General features: G+C 61.4%; 16 protein-coding genes and 1 riboswitch. Of the genes, 5 read left to right on the forward strand and 11 right to left on the reverse strand.

Annotated elements, in window-relative coordinates; all coding sequences use genetic code 11:
* The coding region (locus tag BLQ98_RS01790; RefSeq protein WP_208596005.1) for a transposase at positions 1 to 267 on the reverse strand (267 nt) is incomplete at its 3' end.
* Positions 268 to 496: 229 nt separating this feature from the next.
* Between BLQ98_RS01790 and BLQ98_RS01795 the strand changes: the two genes are divergently transcribed.
* Both BLQ98_RS01795 and BLQ98_RS01800 read left to right on the forward strand, forming a co-directional pair.
* A complete protein-coding gene (locus BLQ98_RS01795) occupies positions 497 to 1177 on the forward strand; it encodes a sugar transferase (protein ID WP_093731646.1) in 681 nt (226 codons plus the stop codon).
* On the forward strand, positions 1147 to 2148 hold the full coding sequence (locus tag BLQ98_RS01800; RefSeq protein WP_237271157.1) for a glycosyltransferase family 2 protein: 1002 nt from the start codon (positions 1147 to 1149) through the stop codon (positions 2146 to 2148). Before BLQ98_RS01795 ends, BLQ98_RS01800 begins: the two co-directional genes overlap by 31 nt.
* Here BLQ98_RS01800 and BLQ98_RS01805 read toward each other — a convergent pair.
* Positions 2145 to 3101, reverse strand: coding sequence for a NodZ family protein (locus BLQ98_RS01805; protein WP_093731647.1), 957 nt, complete (start codon positions 3099 to 3101; stop codon positions 2145 to 2147). The two genes, BLQ98_RS01800 and BLQ98_RS01805, sit on opposite strands and share 4 nt — an antisense overlap.
* A 187-nt stretch (positions 3102 to 3288) precedes the next feature.
* Here BLQ98_RS01805 and BLQ98_RS01810 point away from each other — a divergent pair, with 187 nt between their 5' ends.
* Together BLQ98_RS01810 and cueR are read left to right on the forward strand one after the other, a co-directional pair.
* A complete protein-coding gene (locus tag BLQ98_RS01810) occupies positions 3289 to 5745 on the forward strand; it encodes a heavy metal translocating P-type ATPase (RefSeq protein ID WP_093731648.1) in 2457 nt (818 codons plus the stop codon).
* A gap of 20 nt (positions 5746 to 5765) precedes the next feature.
* A complete protein-coding gene (cueR, locus tag BLQ98_RS01815) occupies positions 5766 to 6152 on the forward strand; it encodes a Cu(I)-responsive transcriptional regulator (RefSeq protein ID WP_093731649.1) in 387 nt (128 codons plus the stop codon).
* A gap of 10 nt (positions 6153 to 6162) precedes the next feature.
* Here the strand turns inward: cueR and cobF are convergent, their stop codons facing one another.
* The 7 genes from cobF to cbiE all read right to left on the reverse strand — a co-directional run bounded on the left by cobF (position 6163) and on the right by cbiE (position 12341).
* The gene (cobF, locus tag BLQ98_RS01820) at positions 6163 to 6915 is read right to left on the reverse strand and encodes a precorrin-6A synthase (deacetylating) (protein WP_093731650.1); all 753 of its coding nucleotides are present in this window, start codon (positions 6913 to 6915) and stop codon (positions 6163 to 6165) included.
* Between the two features lie 58 nt (positions 6916 to 6973).
* On the reverse strand, positions 6974 to 7657 hold the full coding sequence (locus BLQ98_RS01825; RefSeq protein ID WP_093731651.1) for an energy-coupling factor ABC transporter permease: 684 nt from the start codon (positions 7655 to 7657) through the stop codon (positions 6974 to 6976).
* A gap of 72 nt (positions 7658 to 7729) precedes the next feature.
* A riboswitch (cobalamin riboswitch) is annotated at positions 7730 to 7945 on the reverse strand.
* Positions 7946 to 7971: 26 nt separating this feature from the next.
* Positions 7972 to 8688, reverse strand: coding sequence for a uroporphyrinogen-III C-methyltransferase (gene cobA, locus BLQ98_RS01830; RefSeq protein WP_093731652.1), 717 nt, complete (start codon positions 8686 to 8688; stop codon positions 7972 to 7974).
* Positions 8685 to 10010, reverse strand: a complete 1326-nt coding sequence (locus BLQ98_RS01835; protein WP_093731653.1) for a cobyrinic acid a,c-diamide synthase CobB — start codon at positions 10008 to 10010, stop codon at positions 8685 to 8687. Before BLQ98_RS01835 ends, cobA begins: the two co-directional genes overlap by 4 nt.
* Complete coding sequence (gene cobM / locus BLQ98_RS01840; RefSeq protein WP_093731654.1) at positions 10007 to 10792, reverse strand: precorrin-4 C(11)-methyltransferase; 786 nt, start codon at positions 10790 to 10792, stop codon at positions 10007 to 10009. Before cobM ends, BLQ98_RS01835 begins: the two co-directional genes overlap by 4 nt.
* The gene (locus BLQ98_RS01845; protein ID WP_093731937.1) at positions 10789 to 11148 is read right to left on the reverse strand and encodes a cobalamin biosynthesis protein; all 360 of its coding nucleotides are present in this window, start codon (positions 11146 to 11148) and stop codon (positions 10789 to 10791) included. The genes cobM and BLQ98_RS01845 overlap by 4 nt, the downstream gene beginning before the upstream one ends.
* Entirely contained in the window at positions 11145 to 12341 is a 1197-nt protein-coding gene (gene cbiE / locus BLQ98_RS01850; protein ID WP_093731655.1) for a precorrin-6y C5,15-methyltransferase (decarboxylating) subunit CbiE, read from the reverse strand. The genes BLQ98_RS01845 and cbiE overlap by 4 nt, the downstream gene beginning before the upstream one ends.
* On the opposite strand from cbiE, the gene BLQ98_RS01855 reads away from it, so the two are divergent.
* A complete protein-coding gene (locus BLQ98_RS01855; RefSeq protein ID WP_093731656.1) occupies positions 12340 to 13089 on the forward strand; it encodes a cobalt-precorrin-6A reductase in 750 nt (249 codons plus the stop codon). The genes cbiE and BLQ98_RS01855 overlap by 2 nt on opposite strands.
* On the opposite strand, the gene cobJ is transcribed toward BLQ98_RS01855, so the two are convergent.
* Together cobJ and BLQ98_RS01865 are read right to left on the reverse strand one after the other, a co-directional pair.
* On the reverse strand, positions 13065 to 13802 hold the full coding sequence (gene cobJ / locus BLQ98_RS01860; RefSeq protein WP_093731657.1) for a precorrin-3B C(17)-methyltransferase: 738 nt from the start codon (positions 13800 to 13802) through the stop codon (positions 13065 to 13067). The genes BLQ98_RS01855 and cobJ overlap by 25 nt on opposite strands.
* Positions 13799 to 14515 (reverse strand): precorrin-2 C(20)-methyltransferase, encoded by a 717-nt coding sequence (locus tag BLQ98_RS01865; protein WP_093731658.1) that lies wholly within the window; start codon positions 14513 to 14515, stop codon positions 13799 to 13801. The genes cobJ and BLQ98_RS01865 overlap by 4 nt, the downstream gene beginning before the upstream one ends.
* Positions 14516 to 14517: the final 2 nt, after the last annotated feature.

Here is a 14517-nt window from a genome sequence, read left to right on the forward strand (position 1 = left end):
ACCGTCCCGGTCCCGTGGCACAGCGATAGGCAGTTCGCCGTCTTGCCCCTTCAATCTCTTGGCGGATGACCCGTTGCGACGGTTGGTCTGATCAGGCGGGGCATCCTTGCCGTCTTCATAGCCCAAATGTGACGTCAACTCAGCACCGAGCATTCGCTCCATCAGCTTGATCTTGAGCTCTTTCATTAGCCCGGCATCGCCAAGCAGATCTTCAGGCCGCTCGCAGCCCTTCAGTAGTTCGTCCAGCAGTTCCTTGGATATGGTCATCGTCCTTGCTCCTCTCAGGAAGCATGGACCAGATCGCAATTACACAGAAGATCGGACACTCTCAACAGTTTGTGTTTACCTCACAACGTTTTCCTTCGAGCGGCAGTGCGCCCCTCTTTCTACACAATAGCTCAAATTGAACATGTATTCTTAACCCAGCAGTAAGCCTGCTCCCATACGCTTTGATGCATCGATTTTTCCCTGGCGCACGCCGACGAAGGAGTTTCAGATGTATCAAAGTAATTTACTTCAAAAACAGCGTGATCATCATATGCAAACCAGGCCGCACTTATATGTGCGGTCGGACCTATATCAGCGCTACGGGAAGCGCTGCTTTGACCTCCTTTTATGTCTACTGCTGTTCCCGATCGCGTTTTCTATGATCGCGTTACTGGCAGGCTTGGTCGCGGGATCTGGGCTTAATCCATTCTTTGCTCAGGAACGTGTCGGCAGAAATGGGCAGATTTTTCGGATGTGGAAGCTGCGCACCATGCGGCCTCATGATCCGGGCTACCTTAACGCATATTTGGCGAAAAATCCCGCAGCGCAATCAGAATGGCAGCGCAGCCACAAACTGTGCCTCGATCCTAGAGTGACAAAACTGGGGCGCTTCTTGCGCTGCACATCGCTGGATGAACTTCCTCAAATTTTGAACGTGCTCAGCGGCGATATGAGTTTGGTTGGCCCGCGACCCATGCTGGTGTCTCAACAAGTATTGTATTGTGGAAAAAGCTATTACCGTCTGCGGCCGGGAATCAGCGGGAACTGGCAGGTTTCTGCACGCAATAGATCGAAATTTGTCGAACGCGCTCATTTTGACGAGCAGTATTTTGCTTCGCTTTCAATAAAACAGGACTTACGAATATTAAAAGCGACAGCGTGCGTGGTATTTCGCGCAACGGGATGCTGACGATGGCGCAGGCCGGCGTAGCGTCGTCGTCCGCACCAGTCACGTTAACCGTCGTGATCGTTAGCTATAATACGCGCATCATGACGTTAAAGGCGCTCGAAACGTTGTACCAACATACCCACGCAACGCGTTTTGACTGTGTCGTCTTGGATAATGCGTCTTCAGATGGTTCTGCGGATGCAATTGCTTCTGCGTTTCCGCAGGTACAGCTGATTCGAGCGCCGCAGAACCTTGGCTTTGCGCGTGGCAATAACTTGGCTGCGCTAGATTGCGCATCTGACTACGTGCTTTTGCTCAACCCCGATACAGAATTGCAGGACGAGGCGATTGATCGCCTGATCGACTTTGCGCGACTTTATCCGAAGGCTGGAATCTGGGGCGGCCGGACTGTTTTTGCGAACGGCGCGTTGAACATCGCGTCATGCTGGGCGCGGCCCACATTGGTAAGCCTACTCTTTAAGGCGACCGGGGTCAGCACAGCTTTGACGAAGAACAGGTTTTTTAACCCTGAAGCTTATGGTGGCTGGGCGCGCGACACCGTGCGGCAGGTGGACATCGTCGTCGGATGCTTCTTGCTGATCGAAGCTTCACTTTGGCGCCGGTTGGGCGGGTTCAGCCCCAAGTATTTCATGTATGGCGAGGATGCCGATCTGTGTCTGCGCGCACGGGCTTTCGGGTACCACCCGATGATCACGCCAAATGCGCAGATCGTACACCATGTTGGGGCCTCCACATCGCGCACAGAGGCAAAGGCCATTGCAGTGATGACATCGCGCGCATCTTTGATCCGCGATCACTGGCCCAAATCGCATAGGGGCGCGGGGATCTTCTTGATGTGGCTTTGGTCTGCGACGCGGTATCTGGCCACGCGGCCCCTAATAGCGTCGAACAGGGCCGACCGGCGGGCGCGGGCAGCGCATTGGGCGGCGGTTTGGACTGCACGAAAACTTTGGCTACAGGGGTATGATTAGGCATAGCGCTGCAAAAGGTCCTTCGCCCACAGCCGTATTGAAAACCGTTCGACATCATGAGTATGTACCTTTGAAAAACACCCCAAACAGGCGGATGTCACAGAAAAGGTAGAACGGTGCGAATAGATGAGATGATCGCAGCGCGACAATTGCCACATGTCGATCAACGCATTCTCTGCTTCGCGTTGCCGATCGCAGGTTGTATCCGGCCCGTGCAAGCGATGGCCCGAGGCGTCCAGCCGTTTCGGGTGGGTCATTACTTTGTCGAATTCACGTGTCAGACGTTGCTCGATCTGCGCGTTGTCTGTGGCAAGAAAGATGATCGCATCCGGGTGGCATGATGTTAGCCGTCGCAGCGTCGCCAGTACGGGGCGAAGCGGGATTTTGCGATCCGTAAATCTGATGTGTACGCCGATACTGGGCCTCTTTGACGCGCGGCGCATCTGCGACAGCGCTCTGCGCACCCGCGCATTGGGGGTAAAGTAGCGCCCCAGGTAGTCGGCCAGAATTTCACGCTCCCCCCTGTGGGCAAAGCGAGGGTCACGGCGCAAGTGATGCTGCATACGTGCCAGCTTGGGCAGGTAGGACCAGTAGACGGCCGTTTCCTGAGGGTGGTCTAATCGCTTTAGATCAACACATAGCCTGCGATACCCCCAGGGGTTTGAATGGGATTGGGGCATATAGGCGTCGATCATATCCTGCGGTTGGCGATGCAGTTTGCCGGTCCAGATCGCGGGGCATATGTCTGAATGTTCATCAACGATTTCACCTGTGATCGGGGATTGGAACAGCAACGGATAGGCGTTTATACCAAGTGGAGCATAGCTGCCGTCGCGCCAGTCAATCACGGGTGTACGCCCGGATAAGTCAGCGTAAACCAAGCCCGAAACTGCAGACAATATGCGGTTTCCCAACCCGCCTTTGCCTTTGATAACCAATGTTTTTGTTGTCATCCGTCGATACGCACCCTCCGTATATCGCTTTGCAGTGAAGATCGGGCCTATCCGTTTCGAAATCGTTAAACGCCCCGCGGAAAAGCGGCGAATTCTGAACAATATGAATTAAATTAAATTTTACCGCTTGACCCTCCAGTGACTGGAAGTCCTATCTGAGGGGCAACACACTCTGAGGAGGCTGAGAATGGGCGATGTAGTTGCGATCAATCTTGAGATAAGCGGCATGAATTGCGCCTCTTGCGTGGGGCGGGTCGAGGCGGCGCTTGGCCGCGTCGATGGTGTGCAGGAAGCCCGCGTGAACCTTGCCTCTGAGACGGCAGCATTGCAGGTGACATCGGGGTTTGATCCCAAGGCTGTCGTTGCTGCACTGGACACCGCGGGGTACCCTGCCACAGTGCAAAACCGGCGCTATGCCATTGAAAACATGTCCTGCGCTTCCTGCGTCGGTCGGGTCGAACGCGCCCTGGCTGCGGTGCCCGGCGTTGTCGACGTCTCTGTCAATCTGGCCCGCGAAGAAGCCGTGGTACACACATTGACCGCGGACGCGGACACCGCAATTGTGCAAGCCGCACAAGCCGCCGGCTACCCTGCCACCCCTGTCAAAGACGCCTCGATGGCGTCACCACCCGACCGCAAGATAGAAGAAGCGGCGCATCTGAAACGCATGACGCTTTTGGCCGCAGCGCTGACTCTCCCGGTGTTTGTGCTGGAAATGGGCGGGCATATGATCCCGGCGTTTCATCATTGGGTGATGACCACAGTTGGTCAGCAGCTCAGCTGGTCGATCCAGTTCGTTCTGACCACCATCGTGCTGGCGTGGCCCGGGCGGCGCTTCTTTGTCACCGGTGTTCCGGCGCTGTTGAAACGCACGCCTGATATGAATTCGCTGGTCTTTCTCGGTGCCACAGCGGCCTGGGGCTTTTCGACCGTCGCGTTGTTTGCGCCGCAGGTGCTGCCCGCTGGCGCGCAGGCTGTCTATTTCGAGGCCGCAGCGATGATTGTCACGTTGATCTTGCTGGGGCGCACGCTTGAAGCACGCGCCAAGGGCCAGACAGGCCAGGCCATTCGCAAACTGATCGGCCTGCGCCCTAAAACCGCGCGTGTAGAGCGGTGGGGGCAAGTGGCCGAGATAGAGATCGATGAGATTGTCGTCGGGGATCTGATCCATGCGCGTCCAGGGGAAAAGATCGCGGTGGACGGGACCGTCACCAGCGGCACGTCGTTTGTGGACGAAAGCATGATCACCGGCGAACCTATACCGGTGGAAAAAGAAGCGGATACAAACGTTGTCGGCGGGACGGTAAACGGCACTGGCGCTTTGGTTTACCGCGCGACCCATGTCGGTGCGGATACGACTTTGTCGCAGATCGTGCGCATGGTCGAAGATGCCCAAGGCGCGAAGCTGCCGGTTCAGGATTTGGTCAACCGCATCACCATGTGGTTCGTGCCCGCGGTCATGGCGATTGCGGCAGCGACTTTCCTGATCTGGCTGGCCGTCGGGCCGCAGCCATCGTTGGGGTTCGCGCTGGTGGCCAGCGTTGCCGTGCTGATTATTGCCTGCCCTTGCGCGATGGGTCTGGCAACGCCGACCTCTATCATGGTCGGCACGGGACGAGGTGCCGAGCTGGGCGTGCTGTTTCGCAAGGGGGATGCGCTGCAGACCTTGGCAGAGGTGGATACCATCGCGCTCGACAAGACAGGGACGCTGACCGCCGGACGCCCGGAGGTGACCGATCTGGACGTCTTCAACGGTTGGACCCGGTCCGATGCCTTGCGGCTTGTCGCCTCTGTCGAGGCCAAGTCAGAGCACCCGATCGCCACCGCCATCATCCGCCATGCCGAGGCAGAGGAGCTGTCGCTGGCGCAGGTCACATCCTTTACGTCCCAGACGGGCCAGGGCGTTCGCGCCGAGGTCGAAGGCCATAGCGTGCTGGTCGGGGCGGACAGGTTTATGACCCTCGAAGGGGTCTCTCTTGCGGCCGCAGAGGGGCGGTCGGCCGCATGGGGTGCCAACGGCAAGACGCCGCTGTTCGCCGCTGTTGACGGGGAACTGGTTGCGATGATCGGTGTTGCCGACCCGATCAAAGAGACAACGCCCAAAGCGCTCAAGGCGTTGCACGACGCGGGGCTGAAAATCGCCATGATCACCGGTGACAACAAGGCAACGGCACAGGCAATCGCGCGCACATTGGGGATCGACACTGTGGTCGCCGAAGTCCTGCCCGAGGGCAAAGTCGCAGCGCTTCAGAAACTGCAAGATGGAGGGCACAAGGTCGCCTTTGTCGGGGATGGCATCAATGACGCGCCCGCGCTGGCCGGTGTCAACGTGGGCATTGCCATTGGCACCGGCACCGATGTCGCGATTGAAGCAGCCGACGTGGTGCTGATGTCGGGCGATCTGCAAGGTGTGGTCAACGCGCTGCACATCAGCCAGCACACGATGCGCAATATCCGTCAGAACCTGTTCTGGGCCTTTGGATATAACGTGCTGCTGATCCCTGTCGCCGCAGGTATTCTGTACCCGCTATTCGGTGTGCTGTTGTCGCCGGTGCTTGCTGCCGCTGCGATGGCACTCTCAAGCGTGTTTGTCCTGTTTAATGCGTTGCGCCTGCGGTGGGTCGCCGCGGCTGCAACCACCTAATTCAACGAAAGGAGACGTCTATGAACATCGGTGACGTGTCAAAACGCGCGGGCCTGCCTGCCAAGACCATTCGCTATTACGAAGACATCGGGTTGATCACACCAGCGCGGGATACCAATGGCTATCGCAGCTTTTGCGACAGTGACGTGCACAAGCTGACCTTTCTGGGGCGCGCGCGCACCTTGGGGTTCACGATTGAAAACTGTCGCGACTTGCTGGCGCTTTGGGACAATCAGGACCGCGCCAGCGCGGATGTCCGTGCCATCGCACAGCAACATCTGGCGCAGATCGAAAGCAAGATCGCGGACCTTCAGGATATTCGTCATACGTTGACGCATCTGGTGCATGAATGCGCTGGCGACGATCGCCCTGATTGCCCGATCCTGCAACGGCTCGAAGAGCTTTAGACCAAAGCTTCTAGCGGCGCAGCAGGTAGATATCCATGATCCACCCATGCGCCGCGCGGGCCTCTGCGCGTGTCGCAATGATCTTGTCGCGGACCTGATCCAGCGGCCCCGCGATGCGCCGCTCATTTGGCATCCCGGCATAAGCGGTCCACCAGATGTGGAAACCGGCGTCCCTTGGCAGCACCTCGAACGCGCAGGTCCCGTCCAGCATGACGGCGATGGTATCGATGCCCTCGGGCCAACCGTGATCGCGCAGCTGCCGTCCGGTAGTGATCATGACGGGGTTGCCAATGGTGTTCAGCGGGATCGCATGGCCGGCCGTCAACACCTGCAGCGACGTGATCCCCGGCACCACATCGACGCTAAGCGGCACCACCTGTTGCAGACGCTCTGCAATGCGCAGCGTGCTGTCGTACAACGACGGATCGCCCCACACCAGAAAACCCACGCGCCCGCCTTGGGGCAGGATGCGCTGCATCTCGGCCAGCCAGACCTGCGCAATAGCATCGTGCCAATCGTGCACGCCCGCGTGATAATCAGGGTTGGCAGCGTCACGTTTGGGCAGGGTGAATTCGTGAATAGCAGGCCCGTCCGACCGCAGCACCTGAGCGCAAATCTCGTGGCGTAGACCGGCCAGATCATCCTTGCCCGCGCCCTTGGACGGGATCAAGATCACGTCACAGGCATTCAGCGCGTCGATGGCCTGCAAGGTAAGGTGTTTGGGGTTGCCGGACCCGATGCCGATCAGTGAAAGCGTAAACATCTTATGGCTCCGGTAGTGTGACGCGACCCGAAGGGAAGGGGCCGCGTCTGGTCTTGGGTTATTCAGCGGCGGATTGGGTCAGACGCTTGGTGAACACTGCGCTGCCTGCAACATCACGCAGGGTCTTGGCAGCGGCGAGCACGGCCAGATCGACCAGCGGTTCGATCAGGATGACCATCATATACGCCCCGCCAAAGCTGGCGACAGCGGCGATGTTGCTGGCGGCAAAGCCCTGACCGTAGATGGCCCAGAACGCGACCCAGCCCACAACGCCCGCCTGAAACGCGGTCGACAGCTTGAGCGCTTGAACATAAGTCAGATCAACATAGGCGGTGTTGGGCGCGATGATCCGTTTGGCCAGCGCCGAGACCATGAACAAGGGCACCAGCAGCGTGGTGACGTTCATCGTGTATTGCGGCAGGTCGATGGGGGCAAAGAACATGCCCTGCGCCAGCAAACCGAGCGCCAGACCGGCAGCAGCAGGGGCCACGCCGAACAGCAAAAACAGGGTCGAACCAAGGATCAGGTGAACCTCGCTCACGCCCACGGGGAAATGCGGGAAAAGTTGAAAAAAGACAAAGGTCAACGCGGTGGCAACGATGGCCCCACCCGCAAAAGGCACGACGCCTTTTTCACGGACAGAGTCCATCGCGGTTTTCGCGGTATAGGCCGCAGCACCGGCGGCGGTGCCATAGGACAGGACCAGCTTTGCGCCGGTCACGACTTCGGGTTCGATATGCATGTTCAGGTCTCCTTGCCGTCTTCCCCGACGGCATGATGTGAAAGCTGCCCCGAAAGGCAGCCAGTTGGATCGGGGATCATCCCCTTGACGGCAGGTCTCCTGACTTTGTGCGTCCATGCGTGCCGCGCCTTCCCAGGCTGATTGGCCCAGTGGCAATGCGGTTTGCTCTTCACTTACAGGTGCGGGGGCAGTTCCGGATTAGGCACCTTTGCGTTGGCACCGCACCGTATTCCCTTTTCACCCCGTTTGCCCAAAAGCGCACGGGGAACCGTCCAGATTAGGTGTTCATTTTCAGGCCGGTTTTGTCAAGCGGTCTATTCGCTCAGCGGTCCGTATAGGATCAACGCAGGTGCTGACGTTGCGGGATCCAGCGGCAGATTGGCAAGGCTTTCCACCGTGTGCCGGCTCAGCTTTTGATCGGGGGTCGATACCGCCTCGGCTAGCAGGGCAGGGGTCGATCCGGGCAGACCCGCCTCGATCAACCGCGCGGCGAAACCGGCAAAGGTACGGCGCCCCATGTAGACGACCGTGGTCGCGGTGGCATCGGCCAATGCCGCCATGTTCAGATCGTCCGGCAAAGCCCCCGATTCCCCGTGGCCGGTGATGAACTGCACGCGCCGCGCGGTCAGCCGCCGTGTCAGCGGGATCATCGCCGCCGCCGCCGCCGAGGACGCCGCTGTCACACCGGGGATGATCTCAAAGGCGACACCCGCCTCTTTCAGCGCGCTGATCTCTTCCTCAAGCCGTCCAAACACGCCCGCGTCGCCGCTTTTGAGCCGCACAACCCGCGCGCCGGTCAGCGCATGTTCGACCAGCAGGCGGCTGACATGATCCTGTTTCGGCGACTGGCGGCCCGCGCGTTTGCCAACCCCGATCAAATCCGCCTCGACCGAGACATGTTCAAGGATCGGACCCGCCGACAGATCGTCAAACAGCACGACTTCGGCCTCTTGCAACCGCTTCACCGCCTTGACGGTCAGCAGTTCGGGGTCACCGGGACCAGAGGAAACGAAAGACACAAAACCCGTCATGATGCCCCCGCGATCAGGTGAAAGAACGTACCCGTGGCATGGCCGCGCCGCGATCCGGTTTCAGGCACTTCGGCACCATTGGCATCGACCACTCGCGCCAGCGGTGTATCGGGCTGCGACAGGATGGTGGAATAGTGGAACTCATGACCGCGCAACCGTGCACCTGCGTCATATCCGGGACCGGGTTCGTTCAGGGTGGCCAGCCGGTAGCCCAAATGCATCTTGCGCTTCTCATAGCTGGTTTCCAGTCCGAGCAGCCCTGCCATCTGATGCCGCACACCTTCCTTGTCGACCAATCCGGCCCCCATCGCCATATAGCCCCCGCATTCCCCATGCACCGGGCGCGTCGTGGCAAACTGTTGCAGGCTATCGCGGAACTGCGCGGCAGCGGCAAGGCGACCGGCGTGTAGCTCAGGATAGCCGCCGGGCAGCCAGCAAATATCCGCGCTGCCGTCCGGTGCCTCATCCGCCAGCGGCGAGAAGGGCAATACCTGCGCGCCCGCAGCCTGCCAGTGATCCAGAAGATGCGGATAGATAAACGAGAATGCGGCATCCCTGGCCAAGGCGATCCGTTGACCGGGGGGCGGGGGCAATACGTCTGGCCCATCGGGAATACTGCGCCCTTGGGCGACTGAGACGATCAGATTAAGATCGATATGCTCCGCGATAAAGTCTCCCGCCGCATCCAGCAGCTTCATCAGCTCTGGCTGTTCTTCGGCCTGCACGAGGCCGAGGTGGCGTTCCGGCAGCGCGACCGATCCCTGACGGGGCAGCGCGCCCAGAACAGGGATGCCGACCTGCTCCATCCCCAAGCGCAGCAGCGCCTCGTGGCGGGGGCTGGCGACCTTGTTCAGCACCACACCCGCGACAAGCACATCCGGGCGCATCGTCTTGAACCCAAGTGCTGTGGCCGCAGCCGATTGCGCCTGACCCGATACATCCAGCAGCAAAACCACCGGCCAGCCCGTCATGGCAGAGATATCCGCGCTCGCCCCGTTAGAGGTTTCCCCCGGTTGCGCGACACCATCGAACAGCCCCATCGACCCTTCGATCAACGCCAGATCTCCGCCATGGGCGGTGCCGATCAGGTTGCACAACACGCCCGAGCCCATGGCCCAGCTGTCGATATTATACGACGACCGCCCGCACGCCGCACGGTGGAAGCCGGGGTCGATATAATCCGGCCCGCTTTTGAACGGACGCACGTCAACACCACGACGGCTGAGCGCATTGAGCAGGCCGAGCATCAACGTGGTCTTGCCCGTGCCCGACGCGGGGGCCGAGATCATCAGGCCTTTGGGCAGTTGCGTTGTCTCTATCATTCTGTGCCCTCGGGAAAGCGTGGCTCTGTGCCCACGGGGCGGAAACGGCGGTCATAATCGCCGGCATACAGACAGCTTTCGCGGAACTCCTCTGCCGTCAGCGCGCGGCCCACAAGGATCAGCGCCGTGCGCCCGCGTTCGCCGTCGGTGGCGTCGATCACGGTGCCCAAAGTCGCCCGCACCACCTTTTGGTCTGGCCAGCTTGCGCGCCAGACGATGGCGACGGGGCAGTCCTCTCCGTAATGAGGGGTGAGCCGCGCGACCACATCATCCAGCACATGCACCGACAGGTGGATCGCCAGCGTAGCACCCGTGGCGGCGAAATTCTCGAGCGTTTCGCCCTCGGGCATGGCCGACGCCCGCCCAGATGTCCGCGTTAGCACCAGCGATTGTGCGACTTCGGGCAGCGTAAGTTCAGTGCCCAACGCGGCGGCAGCAGCGGCAAAGGCAGGCACGCCGGGGGTGATGTCGTAATTGATGCCCAGCTCGCGCAACCGGCGCAGCTGCTCGCCCATGGCGGACCAGACCGACAGATCGCCCGAATGCAACCGCGCGACGTCGTGACCGGCATCATCGGCGGCTTTGATCTCTGCCATGATATCATCGAGCGACAGCGACGCGGTGTTCACAATTTTCGCGTCGGCTGGGCAGTACGCAAGCAGCTCTGACGGAACCAGCGACCCAGCATAAAGGCAGACAGGGCAGGCCGCGATCAGGTCGCGCCCCCGCAGGGTCAGCAGATCAGGGGCACCAGGGCCCGCGCCGATAAAGTGAACAGTCATGGGGCAATTCCTTCCGCGATAGCTACGGTGGCCATGCCATTGGGGCTGGTCACACGCAAGGTCGTCAATTTGGCACCGCGACCGGCGACGCGCAATGCGGCGGCCTCGGCAAGTGATCCTGTCCCGAACCGCGCCTGAATACGCGGCGACACGGTGCGCGTCGGGATATCCGCAATATCGGCTTCCGACAGTTCGATCAGCGGCACCCCCAGATTGTCTGCAAAAAGCCGCAACGCCGGCGTCACCTTGATCGCGAGCGTCGCCAATGTGTCCGGCGTGCGCCGTGTCAGCGTCAGTGCCGCGTGTAAATCCGCCTCGGTTGCATCTGCCCGCATCCCTATGCCTGCAACGATCATCGGGTCACGCTCCATTGCAGTTGCGGGCGGCTTGGTTGCCAGCCTTGCATGGTCCCCAAGGGGGCGGCCTGCGCCAGATCGATCCGCAGCAATTGCCCGCCGTGCATCCCGTGCCAGCGGATGAGCAAGGCTTGCGTCTCAAGCGCCACCGCATTCGCCACCAACCGCGTGCCCGGCGTGATCCTGTCCCAGATCGCCTGCAACACATCCTCGGTCGCGCCGCCGCCCAGAAAGACAGCAGCAGGCAGGGGCAGATCGGCCAGCGCATCGGGGGCCGTGCCGTGCACGCAGCGCATCCGACCCGCCAGACCAAAGCGGCGGGCATTCTCGGTGATATTTTCACACCGGCTTTCGCGCGGCTCTATGGCGATGGACTGCGCTTGCGGCGCGGCCAGACACCATTCGACAGAGACAGAGCCCGATCCGCCCCCCACATCCCACAGCAGCTCCCCCGCTCGGGGGGCCAGCGCAGCAAGCGTCAACGCGCGCATCGGCGATTTGGTGATCTGGCTGTCATGGGCAAAAAGCCCCTCGGGCCGCCCCGCTGCGTGGCTGATCCCAGCCCCCCCCGACACCGCAATCGCCACCACCACGGGGGCGGCAATGCCGGCCAAGTCAAACGTCGCGGCATCGGCCCCACGCGAGATTTCACGCGGACCGCCGAGCGCCTCCATCACCGTCAGGCGGGAGGCGCCGAAACCCTGCGCGTTTAAATACTCAGCCAGCGCCGCAGGGGCCACACCATCGCGCAACGTACAGATGAGCCGAGCGCCTTCGGCCAGATGGGGCAGCAACACCTCGAACGGAACCGCGTGCAGGCCGAGGATCGTGACCTCTTCCAATCGCCAGCCAAGTCGGGCAGCCGCCAGAGTCATGCAGGACGGCGCGGGAAAGCAGCGCCATTCCGACGGGTCCAGCACCTGCGCCAGCGAACCGCCCACGCCGTGCCAGAACGGATCGCCCGAGGCGAGCACGACAACCGCGCGCCCGCGATGTTCCAACACCGGCTCTACGCTGAACGGTAGCGGCCATTCCCGCCCCCGCGCGCCTGCGTCGCATAAGCTGAGATGCCGCGGCCCGCCAAAGATCACTTCGGCCTCGGCCAGCGCCTTTCGGCTTGCATCGGTCAACCCAGCAAGGCCATCTTCGCCCAGACCGATCAGGGTCACCCACGGACCGACAGGATCAACCATGACGCGCACCCTCATTCTTGGCGGCACGACAGAGGCCTCCAGCCTCGCCCGCGCGCTGACTGAACGTGGCGATGATGCGCTGTTCAGCTATGCCGGACGCACGGCGGCCCCCGTGGCGCAACCGTTGCCCACCCGCGTGGGTGGTTTCGGTGGCGTGGCCGGATTGCTGGACTTTATCGCGCAAAACCACATCACCCGCGTGATCGACGCGACCCATCCTTTCGCCGCACAGATGAGTCGTAACGCCCATGCCGCCTGTACGCAGGCCGGTATCCCGCTGGCCGCGTATGAACGTGCCCCGTGGTCCGAGACCGCCGCCGACACCTGGACCCATCTGCCTGATATCGAAGCCGCCGCCGCATCCCTGCCGCAGACCCCGACGCGGGTCTTTCTGGCCATCGGCAAGCAGGCGTTGCCCGTCTTTGCCGACCATCCCCAACACCACTATCTGCTGCGGCTGGTGGACCAGCCCAACGCGCCGCTGCCCTTGCCGCACACGACCGTAACCCTCGCCCGAGGGCCGTTCGACGTGGCCGGAGACATCGCCCTGCTGCGCGACCACGGGACCGAGCTGATCATCGCCAAGAACGCCGGCGGCACGGGGGCCGAGGCCAAGCTCATCGCCGCGCGCGAACTGGGGCTGCGCGTGCTGATGATCCAGCGCCCCGCAGTGCCCCCTCGCACGACATTCGCGCAGCTCGACGATATCTTGGCGTGGCTCGATCATTCGGCAGACCGTGGCGTGTAGATATGCGACCCGACGCGGCGGGTATCGGCGTTGCCCACGATCACAACTGTGCGCATGTCGGCCATCTCTGGCGTCGCTTCGGCCAGCGTGACAGTGCGCAAGGTCTCGTCGGGATGGCTCACGTTCCGTGCGAAAGAGATCAAGGTCTCCGGCCCGCAAGCCTCGCGCAGAATATCAAGCGCGGTGGCGAACTGATGCGGCCGCGAGGCCGAGCGCGGGTTGTAGAACGCCATAGCAAAGCCCGCTTTGCCTGCCAGCCGCAACCGCTTTTCGATCAGCGACCAAGGCTTCAGGTTATCTGACAGGTTGATCGCGCAGAAATCATGCCCGAGGGGTGCCCCAAGCCGTGCCGCCGCCGCCAGCATCGCGGTGATGCCGGGCAGGATGCGAATGTCGATTGCCAGCCAGTCTTTCGGGCCTTTCTCCAGCGCCTCGAACAGGGCAGAGGCCATGGCAAACACCCCCGGATCGCCCGAAGACACCACCACCACACGGTGCCCCGCTGCCGCCATCTTTAACGCATGGGCGGCGCGGTCCAGCTCTACACGGTTGTCGCTTTCATGCAGGGTCAGCCCGTCCCGCGGCGTGATCCGGCGCACATAGGGGATATAGCCGACAATATCGGTGGCCTCGTCCACGGTGGCGCGCACCTCTGGTGTCACCAGCGCCTCGTCACCGGGGCCAAGGCCGACAACACGCACCCAGCCGGTCATGGGCGGCGCCCTTGTCCATGCACAATCGCGATCGAGAAATAGGGCACTTCGGCGGGGACTTCCGTCAGCTTTTGCACCGTCTGGCCTGCCATCGTGCCTTTCTCCACCAGCCATGCGTCTTGCAAGCGGCCCGCCTTGGTCAACGCGCGTTTAAGTTTGTCGAGGTTGCGTCCGATCTTCATCACCACCAGCGCATCGGTGTTGGCGGCCCGCGTGGTCAGCTCTTCTTCGTCCAGCGTCGCCATCAGCACGGTCAGCACATCATCACCCCAAGTGATCGGATGCCCCGTGGCTGTCCAGCAGCCCGACATGCCGGTGATACCGGGCACGATTTCAACCTCGGCGCGGCCCTGAAGGCGGCTGTGCAGATGCATGAACGACCCGTAAAAGAACGGGTCCCCTTCACATAGCACGATCACATCTTCGGTCTGCGAAAGGTCGGTCAAACGGTCAGCCCAATCGTCGTAGAAAGCCGACAGCAGACGGTTGTATTCTGGATCGCTGAAATGGATTTCTGTCGTGACGGGGTATTCCATCGCATGTTCCACCGCCGTCTCGGCCATGATGCCGTCCACGATGGTGCGGGCCTGCCCGCGCCGCCCGGGTTTGCGAAAAAACGCGACGTGCTGCGCGCCGGTCAGCAAACGGTGCGCCTTGACGCTCATCAGTTCGGGATCGCCGGGGCCAAGCCCGATGCAAATGACCTTGCCCATCG

Source organism: Sulfitobacter litoralis, from assembly GCF_900103185.1.
Classification (GTDB): domain Bacteria; phylum Pseudomonadota; class Alphaproteobacteria; order Rhodobacterales; family Rhodobacteraceae; genus Sulfitobacter; species Sulfitobacter litoralis.